Origin of the sequence: Pseudomonas sp. 3MA1 (assembly GCF_029237275.1) — a bacterium.
GTDB lineage: Bacteria > Pseudomonadota > Gammaproteobacteria > Pseudomonadales > Pseudomonadaceae > Aquipseudomonas > Aquipseudomonas fluorescens_AP.
Genome location: NZ_JAACFX010000001.1, coordinates 167,424 through 193,955, shown reverse-complemented (window position 1 = coordinate 193,955; position 26,532 = coordinate 167,424). Strand labels below are relative to the sequence as shown.

28 protein-coding genes are annotated in these 26,532 nt (G+C 60.1%); 2 read left to right on the top strand and 26 right to left on the bottom strand.

Going from position 1 to position 26,532, the window contains the following annotated elements; translation table 11 throughout:
- The first annotated feature begins 15 nt into the window (after positions 1-15).
- Both GWQ44_RS00875 and GWQ44_RS00870 read left to right on the top strand, forming a co-directional pair.
- Positions 16-312 (top strand): transposase, encoded by a 297-nt coding sequence (locus GWQ44_RS00875; protein WP_092308884.1) that lies wholly within the window; start codon positions 16-18, stop codon positions 310-312.
- Positions 309-887 carry an IS3 family transposase gene (locus GWQ44_RS00870; protein ID WP_275926446.1) on the top strand — a complete coding sequence of 193 codons (579 nt, stop codon included), beginning with the start codon at positions 309-311 and terminating at the stop codon, positions 885-887. Before GWQ44_RS00875 ends, GWQ44_RS00870 begins: the two co-directional genes overlap by 4 nt.
- Here GWQ44_RS00870 and GWQ44_RS00865 read toward each other — a convergent pair.
- From GWQ44_RS00865 to GWQ44_RS00740, 26 genes are all read right to left on the bottom strand, one after another.
- Positions 865-1,581: a hypothetical protein gene (locus tag GWQ44_RS00865; RefSeq protein WP_275926445.1), complete on the bottom strand. Its 717-nt coding sequence runs from the start codon at positions 1,579-1,581 to the stop codon at positions 865-867. The genes GWQ44_RS00870 and GWQ44_RS00865 overlap by 23 nt on opposite strands.
- A 295-nt stretch (positions 1,582-1,876) precedes the next feature.
- Entirely contained in the window at positions 1,877-4,960 is a 3,084-nt protein-coding gene (locus tag GWQ44_RS00860; protein WP_275926444.1) for a host specificity protein J, read from the bottom strand.
- Positions 4,961-5,020: 60 nt separating this feature from the next.
- Complete coding sequence (locus tag GWQ44_RS00855; protein WP_016965343.1) at positions 5,021-5,629, bottom strand: tail assembly protein; 609 nt, start codon at positions 5,627-5,629, stop codon at positions 5,021-5,023.
- A gap of 66 nt (positions 5,630-5,695) precedes the next feature.
- Entirely contained in the window at positions 5,696-6,328 is a 633-nt protein-coding gene (locus GWQ44_RS00850; RefSeq protein ID WP_047302100.1) for a tail assembly protein, read from the bottom strand.
- A 55-nt stretch (positions 6,329-6,383) separates the two neighbouring features.
- Positions 6,384-7,160: a Mov34/MPN/PAD-1 family protein gene (locus GWQ44_RS00845; protein ID WP_275926443.1), complete on the bottom strand. Its 777-nt coding sequence runs from the start codon at positions 7,158-7,160 to the stop codon at positions 6,384-6,386.
- Positions 7,161-7,162: 2 nt separating this feature from the next.
- Positions 7,163-7,846 carry a phage minor tail protein L gene (locus tag GWQ44_RS00840; RefSeq protein WP_019093175.1) on the bottom strand — a complete coding sequence of 228 codons (684 nt, stop codon included), beginning with the start codon at positions 7,844-7,846 and terminating at the stop codon, positions 7,163-7,165.
- A 67-nt stretch (positions 7,847-7,913) separates the two neighbouring features.
- Positions 7,914-10,781, bottom strand: coding sequence for a hypothetical protein (locus tag GWQ44_RS00835; RefSeq protein WP_275926442.1), 2,868 nt, complete (start codon positions 10,779-10,781; stop codon positions 7,914-7,916).
- Complete coding sequence (locus GWQ44_RS00830) at positions 10,778-11,116, bottom strand: phage tail protein (RefSeq protein ID WP_047302098.1); 339 nt, start codon at positions 11,114-11,116, stop codon at positions 10,778-10,780. The genes GWQ44_RS00835 and GWQ44_RS00830 overlap by 4 nt, the downstream gene beginning before the upstream one ends.
- A gap of 38 nt (positions 11,117-11,154) precedes the next feature.
- Positions 11,155-12,570 (bottom strand): phage tail tape measure protein, encoded by a 1,416-nt coding sequence (locus tag GWQ44_RS00825; protein ID WP_047302097.1) that lies wholly within the window; start codon positions 12,568-12,570, stop codon positions 11,155-11,157.
- 59 nt (positions 12,571-12,629) lie between these two features.
- Positions 12,630-12,884 carry a hypothetical protein gene (locus GWQ44_RS00820; protein WP_019093181.1) on the bottom strand — a complete coding sequence of 85 codons (255 nt, stop codon included), beginning with the start codon at positions 12,882-12,884 and terminating at the stop codon, positions 12,630-12,632.
- Positions 12,885-12,913: 29 nt separating this feature from the next.
- Positions 12,914-13,264, bottom strand: coding sequence for a phage tail assembly chaperone family protein, TAC (locus tag GWQ44_RS00815; RefSeq protein WP_016964891.1), 351 nt, complete (start codon positions 13,262-13,264; stop codon positions 12,914-12,916).
- 8 nt (positions 13,265-13,272) lie between these two features.
- Positions 13,273-13,764: a phage tail tube protein gene (locus GWQ44_RS00810; RefSeq protein ID WP_047302094.1), complete on the bottom strand. Its 492-nt coding sequence runs from the start codon at positions 13,762-13,764 to the stop codon at positions 13,273-13,275.
- A gap of 90 nt (positions 13,765-13,854) precedes the next feature.
- The gene (locus tag GWQ44_RS00805) at positions 13,855-14,046 is read right to left on the bottom strand and encodes a hypothetical protein (protein WP_019093183.1); all 192 of its coding nucleotides are present in this window, start codon (positions 14,044-14,046) and stop codon (positions 13,855-13,857) included.
- 66 nt (positions 14,047-14,112) lie between these two features.
- Complete coding sequence (locus tag GWQ44_RS00800; RefSeq protein WP_275926441.1) at positions 14,113-15,264, bottom strand: glycosyl hydrolase family 18 protein; 1,152 nt, start codon at positions 15,262-15,264, stop codon at positions 14,113-14,115.
- A gap of 105 nt (positions 15,265-15,369) precedes the next feature.
- Positions 15,370-16,413, bottom strand: coding sequence for a contractile injection system protein, VgrG/Pvc8 family (locus GWQ44_RS00795; RefSeq protein WP_047302089.1), 1,044 nt, complete (start codon positions 16,411-16,413; stop codon positions 15,370-15,372).
- 61 nt (positions 16,414-16,474) lie between these two features.
- The gene (locus tag GWQ44_RS00790) at positions 16,475-16,681 is read right to left on the bottom strand and encodes a tail protein X (RefSeq protein ID WP_275926440.1); all 207 of its coding nucleotides are present in this window, start codon (positions 16,679-16,681) and stop codon (positions 16,475-16,477) included.
- Positions 16,656-17,501 carry a phage tail protein gene (locus tag GWQ44_RS00785; RefSeq protein WP_103741615.1) on the bottom strand — a complete coding sequence of 282 codons (846 nt, stop codon included), beginning with the start codon at positions 17,499-17,501 and terminating at the stop codon, positions 16,656-16,658. The genes GWQ44_RS00790 and GWQ44_RS00785 overlap by 26 nt, the downstream gene beginning before the upstream one ends.
- 9 nt (positions 17,502-17,510) lie before the next feature.
- A complete protein-coding gene (locus GWQ44_RS00780; RefSeq protein WP_275926439.1) occupies positions 17,511-20,066 on the bottom strand; it encodes a phage tail tape measure protein in 2,556 nt (851 codons plus the stop codon).
- 141 nt (positions 20,067-20,207) lie between these two features.
- The gene (locus GWQ44_RS00775) at positions 20,208-20,513 is read right to left on the bottom strand and encodes a phage tail assembly protein (RefSeq protein WP_103741617.1); all 306 of its coding nucleotides are present in this window, start codon (positions 20,511-20,513) and stop codon (positions 20,208-20,210) included.
- Between the two features lie 12 nt (positions 20,514-20,525).
- On the bottom strand, positions 20,526-21,035 hold the full coding sequence (locus GWQ44_RS00770; protein WP_016965333.1) for a phage major tail tube protein: 510 nt from the start codon (positions 21,033-21,035) through the stop codon (positions 20,526-20,528).
- Positions 21,036-21,047: 12 nt separating this feature from the next.
- Positions 21,048-22,214, bottom strand: a complete 1,167-nt coding sequence (locus tag GWQ44_RS00765; protein ID WP_275926438.1) for a phage tail sheath family protein — start codon at positions 22,212-22,214, stop codon at positions 21,048-21,050.
- 101 nt (positions 22,215-22,315) lie between these two features.
- Complete coding sequence (locus GWQ44_RS00760) at positions 22,316-22,750, bottom strand: phage tail protein (RefSeq protein WP_275926437.1); 435 nt, start codon at positions 22,748-22,750, stop codon at positions 22,316-22,318.
- Between the two features lie 9 nt (positions 22,751-22,759).
- Positions 22,760-24,721, bottom strand: coding sequence for a phage tail protein (locus GWQ44_RS00755; RefSeq protein WP_275926436.1), 1,962 nt, complete (start codon positions 24,719-24,721; stop codon positions 22,760-22,762).
- Positions 24,718-25,323 carry a phage tail protein I gene (locus GWQ44_RS00750; RefSeq protein ID WP_275926435.1) on the bottom strand — a complete coding sequence of 202 codons (606 nt, stop codon included), beginning with the start codon at positions 25,321-25,323 and terminating at the stop codon, positions 24,718-24,720. Before GWQ44_RS00750 ends, GWQ44_RS00755 begins: the two co-directional genes overlap by 4 nt.
- Position 25,324: 1 nt before the next feature.
- Entirely contained in the window at positions 25,325-26,206 is an 882-nt protein-coding gene (locus GWQ44_RS00745) for a baseplate J/gp47 family protein (RefSeq protein ID WP_275926434.1), read from the bottom strand.
- The gene (locus GWQ44_RS00740) at positions 26,203-26,529 is read right to left on the bottom strand and encodes a GPW/gp25 family protein (protein WP_275926433.1); all 327 of its coding nucleotides are present in this window, start codon (positions 26,527-26,529) and stop codon (positions 26,203-26,205) included. Before GWQ44_RS00740 ends, GWQ44_RS00745 begins: the two co-directional genes overlap by 4 nt.
- Positions 26,530-26,532 lie beyond the last annotated feature (3 nt).

Genomic DNA, 26,532 nt, shown 5'->3' with positions numbered 1-26,532 from the left:
ACCTAAGGAAGCATCATGGGATTTCGGGTTGTTAGCGCTGAAGAAAAGGCTGAAGCCATTCGCTTGGTCGTGGAAATGAATTACTCGGTGCCTAAGGCATGTGAGCAAACCGGGGTTGGGCCTACAGCCCTGCGACGCTGGGTCGCCAGATGGCGCAAGGAGCATGAAGGAGCTTTGCTGCCCACACGCCCTCAGGACCAGGAACTGATTGACTCACTGCAGGCCAGGCTCGCCCTGCTGGAAGCCGAGAATAGCGTCCTAAAAAAGCAATTGCCCTCTCATCTGAAGGTGCTGTTCAGCCGAATCAAATGATCGAGGGTTTGAAAGGACAGCTCTCCATTCGGCACTGCTGCCGACTTCTGGGCGTGCCTCGCAGCAGCTATTACGCCAAGTCCGTGGCCCGGTCTGAACCTCGGGTCGAGCGGCAACTGGAAAAGACCATTCGGCAGTTGCACCGGGAGCATCGAGGTGCCCTGGGCGCCCGGGGATTTGCCAGGGAGCTCAAAAAGCAGGGCGTCGTGATTGGGCGCCATCGTATGGGCCGTCTGATGAAAAACCTTGGGCTGGTCAGGCGACGAGCCCGTTACGCTCACTATCGCCGGACCGGAAAGCCCAGCAATACCGCAGCCAATGTCCTTGATCGTCGCTTTAATCCTGCATCACCCAATACGTTTTGGGCCGGAGACATCACTTACATTCGCGTCGGTGGAAGCTGGCTGTACCTGGCAATCGTGATGGATCTGTTTTCACGTCGGATCGTCGGCTGGGCCTTTTCCAGGACCGCCGATGCCGAGCTGTCGCTCAAGACGTTGCGGCTGGCTGTTGGCATACGTCGACCTGGTTCATTACTTGATGTGTTAATTATTAAAAATCGGTTACATCAATAATCATACCCGTACTATTCTCTGATTGGCGCCTGAAAAATCCGAAGTTTGCCGGACCGGTAACAGATGTCCCTAAGTAACGCTCCCTTCCACCATGCACAAACTGCTGACCTAACTGACCGGCTGAACTGTAATACATGTAGTCGATGGTGTGCTCCCAAACATTGTTAGCAAGAAATGACCCCCTGGCCCTCTGATATGTATATGAAGCATTGCCAGCACTGTAAGCATACTTTCTTCCAGTAGGGACGTTGGTGTATGACTTTTCGAAATGGGTGTTTCGACCGGCAGATAGCATCTTTATAACGCGCATGTATTTCAAGTTACTATCAAAGACAATATCCCCACTCTTGTTGAACAGCTGAATCATTCCGCCCGCATCAATGCCTACATCCGGCAAGTCAAATACAAACCATTCAAAACCCACGGACGGGGTCTGCATCATCGATCGGATACGCCAGCTGTAATTGTTGGGGCCTACAGCCCTCGGTTCAACCACAACGAGCGCGTTACAGTACACCGCGATCACTGGAGCTGTAGAGCTGCTCGTACTGTAGCTTACGGTGGCCTCCCCACCAGTTCCCGCGCTTACCTGAACCGTTCTCCCGCCCCCCTTGGCCGCTAGACTGTGACACCTGAATTGGTCGTTGATCATCACGGTTAATTCATCATTGAATATCTCAATTGATGCCGACATCAGTATATCCCCCACACAATTTTCATAATGGCCGGTGTCAGTGATGAGAACGTTACCAATGGCCCTCCAGGCTCCCAGTGGTTTTTAATCTCGAAGGGCGGGCTTGATCCCGATGTATCAGTCAATGCGGATATTGGCTGGATGAAGTAGAACCATATTGCGCCACTATTGAATCCGGGATCCGTTAGACGCCCCCCTGCGACCTGTATCTCACCAGACCCCAACACCTTCGAAATTCTGGTGTTAATGTCGAGCTGGAGAGTTCCATCGGCATTGTATAGTTCAAACTTAACTGTCATGTAACCTCAATTTTTATTCGCAGAATTCCGTTCTTGTCGTAATACTTATCAGACGTATTTGTCACTACTCGCTTGCCTCCTTGTCCGGTACCGTTCATCTCAAAATTTCCAACCTTGCTTAGGCGCCACCCGCGACTCCCCTCAAAGTAATCATCTGACTGGATATAGTCGCCAATTTTCGCATTGCTGATTGAGCCATCCTGAATAAATGTCGACTTTATATAAGCAGTATTGTTCTGAACTACAAACGGATGGAAAACATCGTTGGTATTTGGATCGATGATTGCAAAACGACTGGCCGCGATAAGCACTTGGCTGGTGATCATTCCTTCGTCGTTCTCGACGCCGATGCCGATGCCTGCCAGGTACGGTTTGTTGTCTACCGTCAGTTGGGTCTTGATTGAGTACATCGCCGCTAGCTCTTTCTTTACAGCCTCAACTTCAACCTGAGCATCTCCACCTGAATCGATCTTTTCCATAAGATGCTGACTCAACTGGGTTTCCGTAATCTGGTTATTCAGGTAATCCAGAATCGGGCCGGCATCAGCCGAAGATTGGCCAGTTACAGGTCCATAGAACGCACCGATATTGCCAATGCGATCCACCAACCGGGCCCAAAAGAAAAACCGTACTCCAGCGGCCAACCCCATGATCGTCAGATCCGTCTGCGGATAAGCGTAATCACCAAACTTGATAGCCGTTCCGACGTCATTGGTCTGGCTGTACCAGATCTCGGTTCGCTGCAGATCCGCAGTGACAACACCCGCCGGAATGCCCCACTTCAACTTGATGCCAAACACGATCGACTCGGCGGTGAACGACGCCACCACCGGTGGTGGCGTGGTCTTGCCATTCAGTATCGTCTCGGTAGAAGTCGCGAACACCGAGCCAATATCCAGCGAGTTGATCGCTCTCACCTTGGCCACATAACGACCGGCATAGATCCCGCTCACTTCGATCGAAGTCGCACCGGTGCGCCCGGCGAACACCCACTCGCCATCGTTCTTGCGCCAGTACACCTCATAAGCAATCGCGCTTTCGGGGCGATCCCATTCGATGGTCATGACGCTGACCGCACTGCCCTGATCGACAAAGTGATCGTTGCTCACCCGAACGTTGCTCGGCGGCCGTTGCACACTCGGCGGTATCACTGTCACCGGCGGCCGTTCAATCCGCGCGCCGTTATCAATCGCGTCAAACTTGCTGGGTACATGCTTGACCGCGCTGATGCTGTATTTGATGGCGTCATCGCTGAAGTCTTCAGCCACCGACAGCACCCGAAACTGCTGAACGGCCAAGGTCGAGGAGTCGATCGCCCACATCGAATGCACTGGCGGCAGCTCATCCAGATCCGCGTCCAATACCACACGCTGAACTTCAGCTGGGAACCCAGTGGTATCAAGGGTGATGTCACCGTTGTCCCAGGTAATCCCCGCGCTGTCCCAGGTCAGTGGATAGCCCACCGACTTGATCACCCGCGAGATGGCCTTGCCGGTGGGCATGATCAGGGTGACGGTGTCCCCCGGATAGGCTTTCACATCGGCGTCGAGCACCAGGGTATCCAGAGTCGCGGAACGCAGTCGGCCGCCAATCCGGCGCCCTGCCCTGTCGTTGTCCGCCACCCGGATGATCTGCCCAGGGCGTGCGAGGGTGCCATCCAGGCCCACGGCGAAACTCACGCTTTCGGTTTCCAGGCGGTTGGTCAGCAGCGCCCATTTACCAATGCGCTGGGCCTGGGCCTGGGAGGTGCAGCCGGTAGCGGTGATTTCGGTCTGCTGCACGCCGTAGCGGGCAATGCCTTCCGGGTCATCGACGTACTGGACCTTCTGCCGGTAAAAATCCGCCGGATCGTTCCAGCTGACCAACGCTACGCTGTAGCGGGTCTTTTTCGCCGAGCCACCGTAGACAAACTTTCCGTCGACCACGTTGGCATTGCTGTAGGTGTACACCGGGTCTTCCGGCATATCGGCCACGGCCATCACCGAACCGGCGCCCCAATAGGCCATGCCGCGGAAGGTGGTCGCCAGGTCCTGCAACACTTTCAAGGCGTCGGCGCGAACGGACAGGTAGAGGTTGCAAGTGAAGCGTGGTTCGGTGCCGCCCTTGCCGTCGGAAACCGGCTGGTCGCAGTACTGGCCGATACGGTACAGCTCCCACTTGTCCACTTGAGCGGCATTGAGCAGATGCCCCAGGCCATAGCGCTGGTGCAGCAGCAGGTCGTAGTAGATCCAGGCGGGGTTGTCGGTCCAGGCCGACTTGAAGGTGCCATCCCAGACGCCGCTGTATATCCGGGTCAGCGGGTCATAGTTGCTGGGTACGCGGATGATCCGCCCCTGCAGTTCGAAGGAACGTGTGGGGATCGACTGGAACTGCGAGGCATCGAATTGCAGGCCGATGATCGCCGACCCGGGGTAGCGCAACTTGGCGTCGATCACATCGGTGATGGACTCGACACTGGTGGTATCGGCGATCGCTCCGCTGGTGGAGTTCGGTGTCAGGCGCCGTACACGAACCGTCCAGCCAGAAGTAGCGACAGGCAGATCGACGCGATGGGAGCGCTCGTACTTGCTCGAGGTCTTGCCACTGAAGGCTGCTTGCAGCACTTCCACGAAGGCACCGCCATCGGTGGAAAGGTCGATGACATAGCGCACCGTATAACCGTTGGTGTCGCCATTGCTGGTGTTGGTCTGTGCCAGCCGCGAGACCGCCAGGCGAATGCGCACGGCCGACAGTTGCAGGTTGGTGATGGCCTTGCTCCAGGGCTGGTCACTGCGCAACTCCACCGCCACCGAAGATTCGTTTTCCACCGCCGGGAATCCCGGGATGTAGGTCTGGTCCTGGCTGCCATTGCGAGTCTCGAGGGTAACCCCCGAGAAGTTCAGGCTGCCATCGGCGTTGGCCAGGGGCGTCTCATTAAGAAACACCGAGCGCTTGCCATTCTTCAAGCCCACGATCTCGCCCTCGCTGACGAGATCGAGGATCCGAGCATAAGCCGTGCTTTGCAGGCTGTCTGGCGCCTCCACGGAGGGACGGGGCTTGGAGCCGCCGCCTTTGCTGCCAGCGAGAGTAAGGTCAGTCATGGCTTTCCTTCAGGCGAAATAAGGCCCGCGCAACGGCAGGCAGGTTGAAGACAGGAGGAGTTAAAGTTGATCTTCGGCGTAGATGCCGGAACTGATCACGGCGCTGCCAATGGTCAACTGACCGTAGAGCAGGCCAACCGGGTTGCCCTGGGCGCTGGTGTTGACTGGCCCGTTGAAGCTATAGCTGGCGCGGCTTTCCGGGCTGTCCTGGGCGGCAAGCCCCTTGGGCAAGGGAGCCAGCATTTGCATAACACCGCCCATGGCCATGCTGACTCCCGTCATCATCAGGAACGACGCAGCAGGCCCGGTCAGGAAGCCAAAGGGGTTGTAATAAGCCACGGCCATCAACACCGCGCCCAGAATGGTCTGCAATCCACCAGCACGCTTCGAACCGCTGAGGACCGGGGCGATGCGAATCACTTCTTTGCCCAAAGGCTGATGAATATCAGTCTCGGACAAATTGCGCCGTCCATTGAATACCGCGAATCGCAAGCCTTGGTCCGCGCTCTGCAGCATGTAGCGCTCGAAGCCGGGGAACTGACGGAAGTACCCCATCACCTCCTTGAAGCCCCCCGTAATGGCCACTCGATGCTCACGTCCGAACATCCTTGCCAGGGAGCCGGACAGCAGCACGGTTTGCATCTTTTGTCGTTCTACGGCCAAGCCCATGGGGTTCTCCTGGCAATAAAAAACCCGCCAAGGCGGGCTTCAAGTAAAGGGTGGATCCAGCCGGGTTCAGAGCTGGTCCTGGGCATAGATCCCGGCGCTGATCACCGAACTGCCAACGGTCAACTGACCGTACAGCAACCCCACCGGATTGCCCTGGGCACTGGTATTGACCGCACCATTGAAACTGTAGCTGGCGCGGTTGTCGGGACGGTCCATGGCCCCCAGCCCCTTGAGCTGCGGGGACATCATCTGCATGACCCCGCCCATGGCGAGGGAGATACCCATCTGCGCGGCCATGGTCCAGCCCGTGGTGCCGGTGGTGCCTATCAATGTCGAACTCCCCCCAGCAGCAAACATGCCTCCGGAGAAGTAAGACGCGGCCACCACCAATGCGACCCCGATGATGGTTTGCAATCCACCTGAACGCTTGCTACCGATCAATACCGGAGCGATTCGGATATCACTGGCACCACAGGGGGCATTCAAGCGGTCGTGACCGATGTTGTCGCGGCCAAGAAACAGCGAGTAGGTCAGTCCGCGGTCCTTGGACTCCATCAGGAAAGCCTCGAACCCCGGAATAAGGATGCACAAGGCTCTTACCGCTTCTGAGGCATTGCTGACCGCCAGCCTGTGCACTCGGCCAAAACGTGCGCCCAGAGTGCCGTAGAGACGGATGACGCGGATTTTTTGCTGATTCATCACATCACTCCCAGGAACAGGATCCCTGGTTGAATTCAAGGAAAGACGATGCACTTCAATCCATCGCCACGAGCTGGCGATGTCGCCAGATGCTGACCGTTACCTCATCCCAGTAACCGCCATAGGTATCCCGCTTGCTGTCGCGGCCATAGAGGTGATGCAGGATCGAGCCTGGCGCGGGGAAGTGCTCCGGCTCACTCTTGAGCACGCCGTCGGCCAGATAGATCGCCGCATGATTGGGCACCGGCGAGCGGATCTGCATCAGCACTACGTCGCCTTGGCGCAGGTCATTGACTCGCTCGAACCCGGCCTCGGGTAAGTGCTCCAGATAGAGGTTGCCGCCCTTGTCCCACCAACCGTCTTCACGCTGGTAGCTACCCAACTCGATACCCAGTTCACGACGGTAGTAGTCGAGGATGATGCTCAGGCAATCGTGGATACCGTGGGCAAAGGCTCGGCCGATCAACGGCGCTTGATACCCCGTGGGCAGCAGACTCGCCCAGTCGCCCTTGCGCAAGGTGCCGTCATCGTCCTTGCGCACTTCCAGGATGTGCCAGGGCAAGCCCGATGCCTCGCAGGCCACCCGATCCGCCTCGCTGGGAGCCGGTGGATAATCCGGGTGGCTGTGGATCACCGCCAGCACCTCGCCGCGCTCTTCCGCCGCCGCGTAATCCTCGGGCGCCAGGCGAAAATGTTCGCTGGGCGTCACAGCGGTGTTGCGACAGGGCACATAGACCCGCTTGCGCCCCTCGCGGATCAGCAGTCCACAACATTCCTTGGGGTACTCGGCCAGCGCGTGGCGCTCGATGGCGACCAGATTTGCCTTGTTCATGCTCAGCTCCGTAGCAGCCCTGCCGCTGGAAAGGAACCGAAAGGCAGCGGGTTGTTTTCACCGAAACGCAGCTTGCAGCTGCTCAAACGACCACCGCATTTATCCTTGGCCGCATCGGTGACGATCACATCGTTGAGATCCGCCACCGGGCCACCGTTGTAGCCGCAATAAGGCCCGCGATAGCCTCCACAACTGAGCCACCAGCAGACGTTGGCAACGATTTGCCGTCGTGGCAGTTGCACACCGTTGAAGTCCAGGGCGCTGGCCAGTTCGAACTTCACCACTTCGTTGTCTTCGCTAGACTTGCGCTCGACATACCAGATGTCTGGCGGCAACTCTTCTTCGGGGTCGGCTTCAGGCTGGCCATCCAGGTACTTGCCAAGGGTCCGGTGACGAATCAACCGGGCCCCTACCAGGTCCTCGAAATACAGCACCAGGGCAGTGATGAAACCGCCGACGTTGCCGACCGACAGCGTCGGAGTCGGCTGCGCGCCCTTGCCGGTCATTTCAAAACCCTCGGCCTGAATCGGCCAGGGTGAGTACTCAAGCCCCTGCCAGAAGATCGACGACTGCTGGGGGTAACCGTGAAAGCGATAAAGCTCGGCGCCGAGGCTGGTGGCGTCGAGCTCAAAAAGCTCCACCCACGCGCCTGGCTCCAGGGTCTGGATATCGGCCGTGATCGGCATGATGATTCCTCGGGGAAAAATAAGCCCGCACAGGGCGGGCACGGGGTAACTCACAGTGGTTTAGCGGTTAGAGCATCCAGTTAGGTTTCATTTGCAAAGGAACCAGGCAATCAACTGCAGAGCTCGAGAGGTAAACACCGTATTGGCCCTGGTGCCCCCAGCCATAGATCATGCCTTCGCTGTCCATAGCATAGGTAACCGTGGCACCAGCACCTGCGTGACCCGTGCCCAGGAACCCAATGGTTTCAATGGAAACCGGCTTGCCACTATTGCCCAGTTTTGGCAGCGCCACCAAAACAGGAGTAGAAATGGTTCCGACGACGCCTCGCCCACCTTCACCGTAACCATTGACACCCATGTGATAGATGTTGCCCGCGGCAGTTCGGATGTACATCGGGAAACAGTAACCATAGTAGGGACGGTCGTAATCATGAGTCATGATCTTGCCGACCTTTCGGTCCGAAGTCGTTCCATCAAACGTCGGGTGCTTGGTCGGCACCAAAAGATTGGTCGCATTGCCAGTCCCCAGTTGTGAGGTTGCGTTATAACCCCAGACCCAAAGTGCACCATCTGAATCCACACCGTAGCAACTGCCAACACCACCGCCGCACACGCTCAGTTGAGAAAAAGCCTGTGAGATTTTGAAGGGCGTCGTCAGGGACGTGGTGTTGCCACTGCCCAGTTGCCCATAAGTATTGAAGCCGCACGTACGCAATGAGTCAGTGAACCACATCACAGTGAACCCACTGGCGTTCGCAGCACTGTCAGCCCAGCCGCTTCCCCCCTTGATATGCAGGAGTTTGGCGATTTCTTCAGGCCCACCCCACGCGGTGGTCACATCGGTGAAAGAAACAACATTGGCTGGAGTAGCAATGCCTGCCTGCCCTTGCCCGTTATAACCAGCAAAGAACAAACGATTATCAGAGGTCTGCACCCAAGTACGCCCATAGTGACTGCCGAGGTTCCACACCGATTTGATCTCACCCCGAGTCGCCACATCCCATACTTTCGTCCAGCTATTTCTAAGCGTGGTATCGCCACTGCCGAGCTGACCGTATCCGTTGTAGCCGGCTGCGTACAAACCATCAGCCTTGCGAATCAAGGCCTTGCCTCCGTCGACGCTGTGACCGGAGTTAGTCTCATGGAAGTAGATGTCGAGCACACCACTCGTGGAAAGCGTCGGCAATGGAGCCACCGCCACGCTCCCGAGCCCCAACTGTCCATTGTTGTTATAGCCCCATGCCCACAGCTCTCCGTTACCGAGAAGTGCATAACCGTTATAGCCCACCGTTCCTGCCTTGATAACCGGGGAGGTGCTGGGAATATTCACGCGGCTGAAGTTATTCAGGCCGTAGAAAGATGTCGATGCATTAGGACCACGACCGGCCTGGAAGTTACCGTATACAGAAGCGGCGCCACATGCGGACCACAACACGCCATTGACGATAGCGTAAACGCTATTAATCAAGCAGTTGCTTATCCAAGACGGCTTAATCGGATTGATTACATCTTCCAGCTTCGTGACTCGCTGGGTGTTGTTGTCCACCTGAGTCGCCAAAGCGGGAACATTCACTTCACCTGGGGCAGAGGCAGCCGCTGCCGCCATTGTGATCCAGATTACGGTGGCGTTGGCCATACGCGTCTCCGAACCGACTCGTGGGGTACCGTTGGAGCCATCGGATACAGCACCTCCGGTATAAGTAGCCCACCCTGTCGCCGCAACTACGTTGCCAACCAGACTGCTCTGAACAGAGTCGCCTCCAAATACAGGGTTTAGGCCTGTGGAGTTGGCTCCACCGCCATTCACGGAAGTCCTGTGTTTCATGCTTTGAACTTGATCGGACTGGTGCATCCCGACCATACCCATAGAGTTCAAACCATAACCTCGGTAAGTAACTCCGCCCACTCCAAGCTGGTCATACTTGCCGTTGTCATCCGGCATCCGGAACGTTGTAGAACCATCGCCACTGGAATAGCAGCCACGAAATGCAATGTTGGACCTCCACTGATCATCCGACACTGCCACTGCCTGGACCTTAGCCCACAGCCCCGGCCATACAGCGCGCGACAGGAGTTGCCCGGAGCGTTCGACGAACCCGGCAGGAATAGTCTCTACCGGCAAAGTCCAGGGAATCGTCGCCCCCACCGGCAAACCAGTACCGCTGCTGACTTCCTTGAAGGTCCCATCGCTACATAGGAAGCGGTCTTTATCCGTTTCCAGCTGAGGCGGCGCAGGCACCAGACCCTGAGTACCGGAGGCGGTGGCGGTCGCTCCACCCATGGGGGCACGGTAGTAAGCCGCTGGCTGGCCTGCCAGCTTGTCCGAATCGATAGCCTTCTCGCTCTTGCCGAGTTTGGCGTCGACCTGCCCCTGCAACTTGGCAATGCCTTGCAACAGCGTATCGCTGGCGACGACAGCAGCGTTGACCGACGCTCCCAGGCCCGTCAGCGTCGTCGAACGCACACGCGCCGCTGTGAAGTACTGGTTAGTCGCCCCTTCAGCCACCTGATCCGTTGACCCTGGGGAGGAAGGGATCAACACGAAGGACAAGCCATTCCAGCGATATTGCTTGCTGGGGTTGCCGAGGCTGTCACCATCGTTGACCGCGATATAGATCTTCCCGCTCTCACCCGTCGCTGGAAAACCGGCCAGCGTCGCGAACTCCAGCACGTCACTGGGCAACTGCGACTGCGGTACTGTTCCATTGACCAATTGAGCCACGGTGGCTCCTAGAGCTGATGCCGGAATCGCCGCATCGGCCTTGGCCTTGGCGGCTAGCGCCTGTGCAACACCCTGCTCGGCTGTGGCCTGTGCTGTCGCTGTACGAGTGTCCAGCTCAGCAAAGTTGTCATTGATGGTCTGCCCCCCCGAACGCAGGTTCTGCCCGGCGCCATCGTTGGGAGCACTGCCAAGGTGGATCGGATCGATAGTCATGGATGAAATGCCTGTTCAAAAGTTGCGCTGAGCGAGTAAATCCCTGCGCCCAACGGCGAGGGCTGGTAGGTCTTGCAGCGGTACAGCCCCTGCTCGCCCAACGGCGGGGTCCAATAGAAAGGCCTGGCGCCTTGATGGGCGTCGATGAAGTTGATGATCGGCTTGATCTTCTTGTCGTCGCCGACAAAGGTCAGCGGCCAGGACTGGGTCTTGTTGTTGATCCCGTCCTGGACAACCTGCTGATAGCCATCACCAAAGCGCGCCGACTTGAGGCGAAACTCGACGCTGCCCACGGGCTCGATCTTGGGTACCCAAGTGAATGTTTCGATAGTCATGTCTTTCTCCGGGCGTGAGCCGTTGCGGCCGCTGGAAATCAGCGGCCGTTGATGACGGACCAGATCTGGCCGCCCGGTTTCAGGTCTCGGGCAATCTGTTCGGCCGCGCCCTGCTTCGCCGCGCTGGCGTAGGCATTGGCCAGGCTCTGGGAGTTCGTGCCTGCTCCCGCGGCACCGGCCTGTCCGTCGGGTACGTTGATGGTTTGCTGGATGACCACCTGCTGGTTGCTGGTGGTGCCGGATTGTCCCCCGCCCAGCGCAACGACCCCCAACGAGCCATCTGAACCACGACTCAGGGGCATGATTGCTTCTGGGCCGGACTCACCGAATAGGGCCATTGGAGCCAACGTTGGAGCGGTGGCCACCGTGTTGGTGAAGGCACCGCCCTTGGCATGAGGAAATACAGGAGGGGACAGGCTGGACGCATCGACCTGCGGCGTGAATACAGTCGTGGCGCCATCAACCGTGAACGCGCTTGAAGTCGGGGTAGCGCTGGGCCAAAAACTCATCACTGCCGAGCCGACCATTCCAAACAACGAACTCAACGCTTTGGACGCCGCCGTCTTCGCCGCCAACATCGCCATGTCCTTGAGCACCGACTTGGCGAAATCGGAAAAGGAGAACTTGCCCGTGGTAGCGAACTGGAGGATCGCGGCATCCATCTGCTCAAACGCACTGGTGAACACCGCCTTCGACTGAGCGGCGACGTTACCGGCGTTATTCATGTAGTCATCCAAAGCCGACGAGGCACCATTTTTCCAGTCCCCGAGTGCTTCGCTCATCTGTACATAGTTGCTTTGAATCTGCAGGGCCATGTCACTGTGCTTGGTCTTCAACTCATCAAGCTTGGTGGCATAGTCGTCGCCCTGTTCGGCCCCACGGCCATAGGCATCTCCCGCCGGGAACTTGATCCCCGACTTGTCGGCATAGGTCGCTGGCGACTGAACCGCGCCTTGAGGAAATTGCTTATCCAGAGCCTTGCGCGCCAACGCATATTCTTCATCGTTCGCGCTAAGTTGGGCGGCCAGCGCCTGTTGACGACTCCCCCTGCCTAACTGAGAGACCGCTAGAGCACCTGAATTACGCAGTTTCTCCATCTCGTCGGAGTACGCCCCCAGTTTTTTTCCAGATACTTCCAGGGATTGCGCGTACTCGGTTCCAGCACTTTTGTTCTGCTGGAGCAGTGCGCTCAAGGAACTTTGACTCTTTACAAAATCATCGGCCGCTCTGGCAGCCGGGTCATAGGCCTTGCGCAGGCCATCAACGGCATTGGAGGTCGCGCCCAACGCGGAAGCAGACGAAGTCGCCAGCGCCTCGGCAATTTTCTTGCTGGCCTCCTCGACACGCCGCTGCATGCTGCGCATGCCTTGGTCGGTAATACGCTGGGCCTTGTCCAGGGCCCGCTCCAGGCTGCCAAGGTCCAGCTGCATGTTCCCTTGGGAAGCAGTTGCCATAGGTTTCTCCGGGTCATGAAAAAACCCGTCGAAACGGGTTTGGGGAAAGTGGCCTGATGTCAGCGCCACTCGTTCATTGCACGTTCGAGTGACAACCCCAAACGTTGTTCGTGAGGCATGAAGTCCAGCAACTCCGCCATGCCTCCGCCCAGCCGGTGGGTCTGCAGCGCCACCAGGGCGCTGCCCGCCTCCAGCCGCCTACCGGTATGCAAGGAACCATATCGGTCGATATAGCGCCCCCATGCCAGGGCTTCCTGGTAGGTCATGCGTTCCTTGGCTTCGGCAATGGTCCGGCCGCCGACTCCGTTCAGCACCAACTCGTGCCAGAACTCATCGGCGGCGGTCAGTTTTTTGCCGCGGCGCCACCGGTGCCATTGACCTCATTCACCGCATTGAGAATCAGGAACCCCAGGGACGGCTCCAGCCCGTAGGCATCGTCGTAGCTGAGGGCTTCCGAGCCATCAGCGCCCAAGGCAACCGACGCAGCGATGTAGCGGGCATTACGGCTCAGCTCGCTGTCACTCTCGGCAAACAGGCGCTCGATAACCCCGAAAGACTGCCGGCGAACATGCAGGGTCAAGGTGTCGGTCACTTCCTTGCCAGTCTTGCTGTCAAGGTGAGTCCAGCTCACCTGTTTCTTCACGGGCAGGGCATCGACGATGCCGCCCTTGGCTTTCAGCTGCTTGAGGTTCATGACGTGGCTCAGGCCTTCTTGATCCAGGTGGAACCGCCGGTGCGCTGAATGGTGACGGTGGTGGTCACTACAGCGTTCAGGGCGAAGTTGAACGGGAAGTCCGAGACGTAGCCGTCGAAGGCGAACCAGGTACGGGTGGTGGGCAGTTCGAAGTTGTCCCCCTTGGTATTGAGGGTAGGGACTACACCCTTGCCATCGGACCAGCCCACGACCCATTTGACGCTGGTATCGCCATTGGCTTCGGACAGTTGGTGCAGGCGGATATGGCTGGCGTTGGCCGGATCGGCGTTCAGCCCGAGGCTGGCAGTGCCTGGAGTGCGCAGGCCCTTCTTGTAGCTGCGTTCGTCAGCGTTGAGGCTGGTGTCTTCGATCTGCTCGGCGGGTGCACCGCCCGGGTCGAAGGAAGTGGCGTGCTCGATTTCCAGCACGGTGTAGGGGCCGCTGCCGGAGACAGGCGGAACCAGGGCAAAGATTTGCGTACCTTGGGTAAGAATCGACATCAGGTGTTCTCCATCAAACAATAAAAAACCCGCGACGGCGGGCTGTGAGTGTTACTCGGGGAGGAAGCTCGAGACGCTGGAACCCTGGGTTCAGGGGGCCGGCGAGCCATCCAGATAAGGGGGAGCGTTGGGGTCTGGCTCGCGACTCTTGATCAAGTCCACCAGTGCCTGATTGCTCTGCGCCAGCAGGCGGATCGCGCTGTTCAAGGCGGCCTGTCCATCGGTCTGGGCCTGGAGCGCAGCGATCAGTCGATTGATCGCCGCAAGGTCTTCGTCATTCATGGGGCAGTACTCTCTATCCGTCGAACGTTACCCGGGGCAGCCCCGGAACTCTGGTACTGGCCTGGCTCACTCGCGCCCCGCCGGCAACAGCTCAGTACCGGCCTTGAGCCCCGCCTGCAGCGCCGTCCAGAACTCGGCATTTTCATAGCCCATGGCCCAGACGCTGGTGCCACCCAGGCCCAGCTTGGTCACCAGTGAGGTCTTGGTCTTGATGCTCGCGGCGTCGTCGTACCAGAGCACCGGTTGTGCGCGCTCCGGGGTCCATTCCACGCCATCGGCGAAGCTCTTCACTGGCCCCCAGGTGGCGTAAGGCGTGGCGGAGGCGGCGTCCCGGTGGGTGACGGCGCGGTGCTCGGCCATCACTTCCTGATAGGCCGACCAGTGCACTCGGTTGCCAATGCTGTAGTCCTGACCGTAGGCCGGCAGCCCGGCCAGGACCTTGCTCGGCGCAACTTGCGACACGGCGTAGCTGAGCAGCGCCTGCTGCCAGTCGGCGCCGGACCCGGGACCGGGCCAGACTTCGTCGTGGAAACCGCCGCTGCTCCAGCCGGGGCCGACCTGGTCGTAGGTCATGACCTGGAAGTAATCCACCACCGCGCCCAGGGCCTTGTAGTCGTAGCCTTGCAGGTACTCGGGCTCGCGGTCGCTGGACTTGGGCGGGACGCTGATGATCAGTTTCTTGCCGCTGGCATGCAGGGCGTTGCCCAGGGCTTTGACATAGGCGGAAAACGCCTTGGCGTTCCTCGGTTCGACCTTTTCGAAGTCCAGGTTGATGCCGGCAAAACCGCCCTCCTTGGCCAGCCTCACCAGTTGCTTGATGCTGCCGGCGCTCAAGGTCTTGTCGTTGACGATGGAGTGGGAAATCGCCGGGTCGAAATCAGCAATGCCTTCGTTGTAGTCGGAGACGGTGGGGTACAGCGGCAGCGATTTGGACTGGGCGAAGCGAATGATGTTTTCGCTGGTTGGGTTCATCCCGTCCTGGTGCAACTGACCGGTGACGGTCAGCCCGTAGGTGCTGCCCAGACCGACAGCAGAAAGGTTACGGTGGAACGCTTGCAGGTTGCTGTAGGACGCTTCGACCTGGCCATCGGTGTAGGCCAGGACAAAGGGCCCGGCATGGGCTGCGCTTGCCAGCAACAGAGTGCAGCCAGCGATCAATGCCTGAAAAAAATGCCGGATGCCTCGCTTCGAGGCCGGGTTGCTGAAGCCTGGATTCATGAATACTCCTGCGGACTTTCCGCGTGGATTGAAAGGACGTGAAAGCTAGATCGGGGGCGATCCGAATGAGCCGCTCGCGAGGATGCTCGCGGCACCAATGAAGGGTTAAAGCTGCACCACCCTGAGTGGCTTTTTGGCGGGGGTTTTCTTGGCCTTGGCTTTGGCCTTGCCTTGTTTGCCGCCGTTGCATTCGACCGTGGTGCTCCACCCGGAGGGGTTGAACAGTTGCTCCACCGAGTCCACCAGGTACTCGCCGTCCAGGCCGGCCTTGAAGCCCTGGGCATTGATCAGGCGCTCGGCAAACAGGTCGGTGCGCCCGGGCATTTCCAGGCGCAGGCTGGCGCTGCTGCGGTTGAAGGCTGCCAAGCGGGCCTTGGCCGCTTGCTCGGCGGCGGACTTGTTGGGGTACAGGTGCCGATCGGTGTGCACCGCCGGCACGCTGGCCGGTGAGTCGCTGTTGCCCAGGTCGATGACCTTGAGCGTGCCGCTCTTCGGGTCCTGATGCCTGGTCTGCACCGCCTTGTGGGTGCTGCTGTCACTGAGGCGGAACTGATAGCGGCTGACGTCGCGGCGGCTGAGGCTGACAACGCCCAGGGCCTTGCCGCTGGCACTCAATCCGGACTGCCGGGGCAGCACCAGCAACCGGCCTTCGGCCACCTTGGCGGTGCAGTCGTACTGGCGGGCCAGACGGGTGATGAAGTTGAAGTCGGACTCGTTGAGCTGGTCGATCCGCGGCACCTTGGTCGCCACCGGACAGACCGGCTGCCAGCCGTTGCGGGCCGCCAGATCGCGGACTATCTGCGCCAGCGCCACGTTCTCCCAGCTGCCGCTGCGGGTGGTCTTGCCACTGCCGCGCATGTCGCTGGCCTTGCCGCGGATCTCGATGGAATCCGGTGGCCCGTTGACCACCACTTCGTCCACCGTGTAGCGCCCCAGGCGGGTCAATGCCTGCCCGGCATAGCCGAGGAACACTTCGATGGCGGCGCCACGGCCGGGCAAGGCGACCGCGCCGTCACGGTCGTCGATGCGCAGTTCGAACTCGTCCGCTTCCATTCCCGGCTTGTCCAGGGTGCGCAGGGTCAGCAGCCGGTCATTGATCTGCGCGGTGATGTCGCGGCCATCGGCGAGGATGCGAAAGACCGGGGTCATGGCCTGTGCTCCAGAAAATGAAGACCCCGCACGCAGCGGGGTCTGTTGAGTGGAGGCAAGGTCAGTCCCATAGCTGAACCATCGCCTCTGTGCGAATCGGCAGCTCCGGTAGCAGGATCAGTACCCCGGTGCGCAAGGGTTGTGGCTCGTCGGCCAGCCCCTGGTTGGCGTCCAGCACCGCCTCGACGCTGCCATTTAGGTGTCCGTAATACTGATGACACAGGGTGTCGAGCAGATCACCGTCAGAGGTTCTGCAGGTCGTTGCCATAGCTCACAAACTCCAGTGAAAACCCTTGTTTGCGGGGAATGCCGCCCGCCAGCAGGTGGCTCTGTTCCTCGTCGATGCTGGTGAGGCACCAGGTGCCCAGCACTTCGCCATAACCCGTGGTCAGGCTCAGGGGCTGCAAGCGTCGGCCAATGCTGCGCAACGCCTGCAACTGCCCCAACCCACCCTTGAAGCCGGGAAAGATCGCGCCCTTGAGGGAGATCTTGTCGTCGCCCTGCCCCACCGCCTGCTGCGCGATGCTGCGGCTCAGGCGCTCCTGGGCCGCCCAGCGAAAGCCGGTTTGCCGGCGCAACTCATCGAAGGCCGCGGTGTCGAGGTTGAAGTAGAACGGCTCGGCCGCGGCCCCCAGGGGTTGCAGGATCAGCAGGTGCGGGAAGGGTTTCACCGCCTCCGCCGCCGGGGTGTCCTGAGGCGCCAGCGCGCCGGAAGGAAAGATATTGCCCAGGGCCGGGCTGATCTGCCCGCCGATGCGGTTGATCGCCGCGCCGGCCTTGGCCACCTGCTCCTGCAAGGCGCCAAGACGCTGCTGCATCTGCCCGGCCACGGTCACGGCCTGGCTGTACTTGGCCGCGACTTCACCCACCGCCGACTGCGCCGCGCCAATGCTGCGCATGGTGCGTTGCAGCTTGGCGCCCAGCACCGGGCCGACCCAGGGTAGATTCTCCAGCTCCGAGGCGGCGCCGGTGATGTCGCTGATGGCGCCGTTCATGGGCCCCAGCATTTCATCGGCGCTGCGTCGCCCCGCCTCCGCTGCCGCCACCAGGGACGTGAGCCCCGATTGCAGCTGTTCCATATAGGCCATGCCGCCTCCTTAAACGTGTGCCGCGTCGAACAACTGACGACCCGCCGCCTGCCGGCTGTATTCGTCGAACTGAAAGCGCAGATAGGGTTCCAGCTCCCGGGCCAGTTGCGCCGGATCTCTGACATCGCCCTGTACCGAGATCGCCAGGTAAGGGGCGAAGCTGAACTGCTGTTCGATCGCCGGGGGCGTCGCCGATGTGAACGGCTCCGCCGGTTTGAGCAGCGAAGAGGTCGACGCCGACGGTGCCGGGCTGGCCAGCGAACGCGCGGCCTGCCCCATCAGCGGAGGTGTCTGCCCCGGCTGGAAGGACTTGGCGATATCGCCCATCACCGGCGGGATGTTCTGCCCGGCGTTACGCATCATCAGCGGACCGGCGGCGGGCATTTGCTTGAGCGAGTCGTCGGAGCCGAACAGTTTTTTGCCCAAGGCCCCACCGGCGGCAGAACCGCCCCAGGCGCCCAGTGCACCGCCCACCAGCCCACCAATAACAGTACCGATGACCGGCACCACGGAACCAATGGCGGCCCCTGCTGCTGCTCCGGCAGCGGCGCCTGCAAGATTGCCTGCCGCCTCGCCATAGCCTTCGGCTTTTTCATCCTGGGTCTTGGCATTCAGATAGGTGTCCGCAACCTGGAAACCGGCACCGAGCACCGATAGGATCGCGCCGCCCTTGAGCAAAGGTGCGAACCCTTTGGCCACAGAGCCAGCGCCTTTCAGTGCGGCACCGGCCACGCCAGACCTGACCGCCCCTCTGGGCATTTTTTCCAGACCACTGGGCGTCATCGGGCTCTTGCCACCTTGAATGCCCGCCCCCCTCGCAGGTGGCCTGCGCCTGTCAGCCTTACGCCCACCACGGCCCCGACGGCGTTGCTTGTCCAAGCCGCAGTCGATCATGGGCTCGCAGCAGTCAATGCCTCCCGCACTGCGGCCAGGCGCTCGCTTTGCCGCCTTGGGGTCAACCTTCAACCCACCACGCAAGACATTGATCAGGCCCTTGCCCGTGGTGTAGACGGCCATGAGCTTTTTCACCGCGACATAAGCAGCGCCCAGGGCAACCACACCCTGCACCAACGATGGGTTCTGCTCTGCCAGTTCGGTCAGCTTGCCAACCACAACCGTGATGTTTTTGGCCACCAGATCCGTCGCCGGTTGCAGGGCCTCTCCCACCGCACGCATGCCATCGTCGACCGCCTGCTCGCTCTCCTTCCACAATTGCGCGGAGGCTTGTCGACGCTCGGCCAGGTTCTTGTCGAGAACAGCCGAGGCGCTCAACGAGTCCTTCTTCACCTGCTCGTACTGCTGCCGGCCCTGGGTCTGGGCCAGCAAGGCCGCCTTGATCTGCATATCGGTGAACAGGTCGCCGGTGCGCAGGGACTCTTCCAGAGCCTCAAGCATGGCCTTGGCCTTCGCCGGGTCGGTTTCCTGGCTGATCTGCGCCTGAGCCTCGGCCATCTTCGCCGCCTTGGCCGGGTCGATGGCCCTGACGTAGCGCATGGCCAGGGCAAAGCTCGCTTCCAGGCTCGACATGCCCTTCTGGATACCGGTGTTCAGCGACGCCTGATAATCAATGCCAGCGTCTTCATAAGCCTTGACCGCGTCGCTGGAACCGATTTTTTCGATCCAGTTCTGCAGTTGGCCTGCGGCCTCATCAGGACTTGCGGCGGTGTTCATCTGCACTTGCAGCATGGACCCCAGTTGACTCACCGCCTCCATGCCGGTGAGCCCTTCCGCGCTGGCGCTCTTGAGCAATGCCGGGAGCAAGCGCGCCATGTCGGTAGCTTCGAAATTGCCGGCCTGCCCCTGCAGAGCGATGGCCTCAAGAGCCCTTTCCATGACCTTGGGATCGCTGATCCCGGCCTTGAGCTCCAGGGCCCGCATCAGCTTCGCGGTGTCGTCGACACTCGCGCCCTGCCCCACTGCAAACTTGGCGGCCAGCCCTGCGTAGCCTTGTGCCTTGTCCAGCGACATGCCGCTGGCCATCATCTGGCTCACCAGCGCCGCCACATCGTTACGGGCCATGCCCGTGTCACGGGAGGTCTGAATCACCGTGCGGCTCAGCTGCGCTTCCTGTGGCTGGTTGGCCACACCGGCCTTGATCGCCATATCGCGGATCAGCGCTTGATAATCGGCACTGATCTTGACCGGGGCACGCAGTTTATCGACGCCGAACTTTGCCCAGTCATAAGCCGCCTTGAAGTCGGCCTTGCCCTGGGCAACCTGCTGCAGTCCTCGTGCCTGAAGCTCAGAACCCCGGGCCACCTTGCCCAGCGCTTGATATTCCTGGCGCAGCTTGTGCACCTCAATACCCTGCTGGCGCAGTCCATTGCGGCTCCCTTCCAACCGGCGCAACAGGCCGGCCGCAGAAGCGGCGCCGGTGTCATGGGCCTTTTTCCATTCATCCTGCAGGCGCAGGGTCTGGCCGATGGTCTTTTCCAGCACCCTGGCCTTGCTGCCTTGTTGCTCCAGCTGCTTGATCCGGCCTTCCATCGTCTTGAAGGCGGCGTCCCAGGTCGAACTGAGGGCCGTACCTATCACCACCAGCTCCGATACCAGCTTGTTCGCCATCTGCGTCTCCTGCTCCTTGGGTGATGGGCTCAATCCGTGAGCCACCAGACCATGTCGGAAAACCTCATGGTCATGATTTCCTCGGCGGAAAAATGCAGCTCGCGAGCGAGCCGTTTCGCCGCCACCTTCATCACCGCCGGATCAAAGCTCGTCTTCTTGCACCAGGCGAAAATAGCCGGCCTGCAGGCGCTGATAATCCTTGAGCGCCATGCTCTCCAGGTCCTTGGTGCTGATCTGCGCGAGGCTGGCAAACAGCATCAGTTCGCGCTGTTCATCGTCACCCACGCCGGCGGCACTGGCGGCGCGCACATCACGCACCGTCGGCGCGCGCAGGGTGAGCCGGTCGCAGACCACGCCGTTCATCTCCACCGGCTTGCTCAACGCCACCATCACGCTGTCGCTGCTCAGGGTCATCCAGGCCGGGGTCTTGTCGATCGTTTGAGACATGAGGTGTCTTCCTTACAGGCCCAGGGCTGAACGTTGCGCGGCGAGCTGGTCGACGCCGTTGATCACGCGCTTCATGCCCAGGGCATCGATCTCGTAGATCAGGCGACCGTCGACTTCCAGCTTGTAGTAGGTCAGGGCCACGTTGTGCTTGATCTCGGCCTTGTCGCCGGACTTCCAGTCGCCCATGTCGACCTCTTTGAGCAGGCCGCGCAGGGTCACGATCACCGGGGTGACCTTGCCCTTGAGGCCCTTGAAGGCGCCACGGAACACACCGTTGAAACCGCTGCCATCGGCCAGGCCGAACATCTTCAGCGACTCGCGGCGCACGCCGGTGGTGGTGAAGCCGGCCTCTTGTTTCTCCATGCCCATGTCCAGTTCCACCGGCACATCCATGCCACCGACGCGGTGTTCCTCGGTCTTGAGGGTCAACTTGGGCAGGGTCAGGCTCGGCACGTCGCCTTGAAAGCTGATGCCATCGACGAACAGGTTCATGTTCGCCAGGGTTTCGGGAATCATTGCCATTGCTGCGGCTCCTTAAGCGGCTTGGTCGAGGACTTCGGTCAACCACTGGTTGGTGACCTCGACCCGGAAGTGGGGGTTTTCGGCGGGCGGTACGTCGGTGAAGCGGATGTTCCAGTACACCTTGCCCTGCTCCAGCTGGCTGGCGGTGTTGAGCTCGGTGTCGGCGTAGACCTCGAAATTGATGATCGCGCCCTGGTTCTTCAGATCACGCATGAACGCTTGCAGGCCCTCGGTGACGTCCTTGACGTAGGTGGCGGTGATCGAGCGGTCCACGGCCCATTTGTGGCCGAAGAGGATGGCGTCCATGACGATGTCCATGGTCCGCACCCGGGTGACGAAGGCCCATTTCGGATCGCTGGACAGCGTGCGGTTGCCCCACAGGCGGAAGCCCGCATCCCGAATGATGGTGGTGATGTTGGCGTTGTTCAGCAGGTTGGCGCGGCAGGTTTCATCGCCGTCGAGGAACTCGATCGGCCGCGTGGTGCCGGTGATGCCGACGAATTCCTTGTTCGACGGCGAGGCCCAGAAGCCGTACTCGTTGTCGGTCCAGGCAAACAGACCGACAACCCAGGCCGAGGCCGGCGCATCGACGGTGGCATTGGCGCCGTTGTCCCAGTGCTGAACACCCGGATCGACCATATAGGCGCGCTTGGCACCGAAGTTCTTGGCGTAGGCCATGGCCGCCTCGTCGGTGGTGTTTGGACCATCGAGAATGGCCAGGCCACGCAGTTTGTCGGCCAGGGCCACCAGGGCGGTGCCGATGGCCAGGGTCGAACTGTGTTTGGGGGTGACCAGCAGACGTGGCTGGGCGTTGAAACGGCTCTTGCCGTCCAGCAGCGCCTGCAGCCCGGTACGCTTACCGTCGGCCAGCACCCCGCCGATGATCGCCGAAGTCTGCTCGGCCGCGTCGGTCATCTTGGCCACGCCACAGGCGACGATCACCACCTTGGCCCGCTGGTAGATGGCCTGGCAGGCCTTGGTGATGGCCGCATCCGGGCCCCAGGCCGCGATGGCCTCACGCTCGTTGGTGATCAGCAGCAGCTCGTTGGCCTTGGCAGCGGCGGTCGGGCCTTCGGTGAAGGTGTCCACCAGACCGATGATCGAAGACGACGGCAGCGAAATGGTGCGCGTGCCGGTGTCGACGTTAGTGACGGTAACGCCGTGGAAAAAACCACTCATGAATAAACTCCAGACATGAAAAAGCCCCGGGTGAAGGGGGCTCGTAGGGATGATTGATTAGTGGGAAGCGGGAAACAAAACGCCCCGCTGGTGCGGGGCGTTTATTGGGCCAGGCTCTTTAGCCATTCCGGAGGTGTTGGCCGATGCTCGACTAAAGGGAACTGATCAGCTTCTGGCCAGCATCGAAGAGCACGTCGGTACGCCTGAAGCGCTGTGTATTGTTCCAACGACAACGTAGTAACTTTTAAACCCTCCTCCAGCTCGTCACGGTGACGGGTTACCAGGACATCCGTCAACCCAAGCTGTTGCAAGCGCCAAAAGCGCTCAAACGCTTCTGCACGCTCAACAAGATCAACCTCTGGCGCTGGCACAACAATAACGCGCCCTTTTTTAAACGCGAGCAATTGATCGGGTCGACGCTCTAGTGCCGCGACGAAATCCTCCTGCGGTACTTCAATAACATCCTCAGGAATAGCATCTTTTTGATACCCGAAATCATCAGGGTAGAACTGACTGTTACTTGGGCTAAATCTCATACTCACTCCTTAGCGACCAATGGCCTGCCAATGAATCTGCCAGTCATTTGACAATGTTGCTGCCGCGTTAAACCCATTGAGTGTTTCACCCGTTGTCACAACAGAAACAGCTACAACCCCAGCGCTATAGTGAGTGCAAACAATACCGAACAACTCATTCGGAAAAGCTACCGGGAAGGCATTATAGACACTTCGCACTACTCCCCGGCCAAACGCACATTGATCTGGATGGCCACCAGCAATGCCACTGCCCCACATCCGGATTAACCCGTTTGGCATGCGCTCATAGCCGTTACGTGCAACCAGTGCCTTGCCAACTCCACCCACAACTCGATAAGAAAAGCTCGGATCACTCTGTGCAATGTTAGATATCACAATAAACTCGCAGGCTGTGCCGTTCCTCAGAACATACAAAGGAGACACTACCTGTGCGGCCGGACCAGCAAATTTTGAGTTCGGTGCACTCAGTGAGACATCTCCTCCGACAGCCTCAAGATAAAAGCTTGTACCTAGGGGAAGAGTATTGGCATCTGGTAATGCATAGCTCTGTGCAGCCCCCCTGTTAAACCCAATGTACTTACCCGCGTCAGCGACCGGGATTATCCCGCTCGCCGCTTGATAGTCGATATACCCGCTGCGGCTGCCCAAGGCTCGACGCACAAACTCCGTCGTAGCTAGCGTCTTTGTACTATCGAACTGTGGAGGAGTACTGCAAAGCACGTTGGAATATTGAAACTGTGCCGAACCCGATGGCCACCAGCCGGCATCTCCGTTGCTGACAAGTTCAAGCGTGGAGTCAGGCAAAAGATCAATGCTTCGACGATGCCCGCCCGAAAAACAGATCTGATCTGATCCCGCACAAACGATCGACACAACTCCGGTGCTGGGATTGCGAAAGTGAATCGCGCTGCCGGCAGGACCAACATCGGCCGGCGGCAGCGTAACCGTATACGTCCCAACTGTAGTGACAAGCGTCCCGATTGCCGCCGCAGTCAGCGTGCTCGGCGCCGCAAGATCGGTAAAGCCGCGATAACTTCCCGAAGCACCGCGTACAAACTCAGTCGTTGCAATAGCTTTGCTGTTATCGAACTGACCAGGTGTAGGCGCTGTTGGATTGCCCATAAAACGAGGCGAAAGCAAACGCGCAAAGCTCGCAGTTACATCTTGGAACGTCAGTGCTGTTGAACCCAGAACAATCACACCGTCCGTCACCAGTTGCCAGCGGGTATCGGCGAGCGCCAAACCTTGTTCAACGGACACAAGCAAGGCCGAGGTTACTTTGGCACTGGAATCTGTATCTTCGGTACGTACCCAAGCACCCGTTGCGGCAGTGTACAAGCCGTTATCCTTGGCAAGGGTCTGGTTCTTCACCAGCACCCGATCACCTACCACCAGGACTACGCCATCAATGGACTGCAAGCCTGTCAGTGCGATGTTGCCAGTGGTGGCCACCCGAACCGATTGCTTGCTGTCGAGCTTGTAGATCTCCTCCAATACCTTCGCGTCAACGTAGGATCGGGTCGCCAAGACGATGCTCGGATCGATCTTGAGCTCGACGTTGGCCGTGTTGCTGACGATCAGGTTCATGCGCACGACCTGGGTGCGGCCGGAGCCCTGTGACAGCAGGGGCTTGAAGCTGGGCGCGCAGTTGGCAACGGCCACCAGGTCGCCGGCGGTGTCATACAGGCCAATCTCGCGAATCCACCAGCCGCCGACGCTTTCAGGAATAACCTGCTCGGCGATGATGATGTTGGGGTTGTTTGGGTCAACCTTCAGCTGATTCAGCGGTGCGCGCCGACGCTCGTTGATCAATTTGGTTTGCTGTTCGCTGGGCATTGGCTCGGTGTTGTTAGCGTCACCCACGCCCATCTGGGCGAATGTCCAGGGCACGCCCAAGGCATCGGCATTGGCCTGTTTGGCCTTACCGACGGCAGTGAGGATCGCGAAAAACTGGCTGTTCTGGTCTGTCATGGGTAGATGTCCATGGTGTCGATATTGTGTTCACGGCCACCCTGACGGATAAAGCCGCTGACTTCGATATCCCGCTGTACTGGGGGGTAAACGTCGATTTCGTCGCCGTCGTATAGGGAAACGCCAATGTTTAAAGCACCTTGAGTTTCGAGACTGATAGCCAACCCAGTCAGGTGCCGCGTGACAGGCTTGGCGTCGTCGATCAAGCGTTCCAGTTCCTGATACATCTCCTCGGTGATACCAGTGTCGAGAACGCCGACCTTCAGCGTGAATGTACCGGGCACGCCCTGGGGAACCGTGTTGAACCACTCGATGATCTCAATCAGGTACCCAAGGGGCTCGACCACCCGCCGTAGCGCACCGATGGTGCCCTTGCGGGCATGAATGAAGTAGGAGGCGCGAATGGCGTTGCGCTTGACCGTTTCGGGCCAGCGCGGGTCCCAGCGATCCACCGACCAAGCCCAGGCCAGTTGCGGCAGCAGGTGCACCGGGCAGGTCGCCGGGTCGTACAGGGTGCGCAGCATGATGGCGCTGTCACCGCTACCGGCCGCCGCCAAGGCGCGCTCCAGCGGGGTGCTGTTGATCGGCAGTAGGCTGCTCATCTCAGCTCCCCAACTTGACGCTGTAGCCGATGCAGTACGCCGCCTGGGCTTTGCTCGGGGTGATGTCCTGCCAATCGACAAGGTCGACCCGGGCCACGCCGGCCACATGCAACTGTGCATCGATGGCCGAACGGGCCACCTCGATGCCCAGGCGCCGACGTGGGTTGATCCAGGCCGCCAGCCTGCGCTCGGCCTCGGCCAGGGCCGCATCACTTTCCGGCCCTGGCCCCTTCATGTGCAGCACGGCGTCGATGCGATAGGGCAACACTTGCGCACTCTGCACCGTGACCCGATCCCCCAGGGGCCGCACGTCCTCATCGTTGAGGGCGGCAGCGACTGTCGCCAGCAGCTCGGGAGCGGCCGTGCCGTTGCCTTCCAGGCTCAGCACCGTGACCGTCACCCGGGCCGGCGCCGGGCTTTCGGCCTCGGCATCGGCCACCAGGGCCGAAGCATTGCGCGCATGCAGGATGTAGCTGTTACGCGGTCCGGCGGTGGTCAGCCCTTCATAGGCCAACTGGATGCGCTCGCGCAGGGCGTCGTCCGACTCCCTGATCTCCTCCAGCGCCGGCACGGCCGACGGATCGCCGGCCTGGATCACCAGGCGCTGCAATTTGACGTTGGCCGCCAGGTGATCCAGGTCCGCGCCTTGGGCATGGGCCAGCAGCAATGCCTTGGCGGCGTCGTTGACCCGGGCCCGCAGCAGCATGTCAGCGTAAGCCGAGACTTCCAGCAGTTTGCTCACCGGGTCACTTTCCAGGTTGGCCGTCCAGTTCTCGCCCATGTGCCGGCGAAAGGTGGCCAGCTTGCCTTGGTACAAGGCCTCGAAATCCAGGGCTTCAAGCACCTGGGGGGCCGGCAGCGCCGACAGGTCCAACGTACTCATGCCGTCACCTCCAAAAGCGTGCTGTTACCCAGGTACTGGCCAGTCAGTTGAAAGCTGATCTGGCCTCCGACCACCGCGACCACGCTGACCCGTTCCAGCTTCAGCCGCGGCTCCCAGCGCAACAGCGCCCGGGCCACTTCGGCCTGCACCGCGCTTTTCCAGCCGCCGGTCACCGGCAGGTCGACATAGCGGCGCAGGTTGCTGCCGTATTCGGGGCGCATCCGCCGGCTGCCCAGGGGCGTGGTCAGGATGTCCTCGATGGACTGCCGCACATGCTCGATGCCGGACAGCGACAGGCCGGTACGGCGATCCATTCCGATCATGGC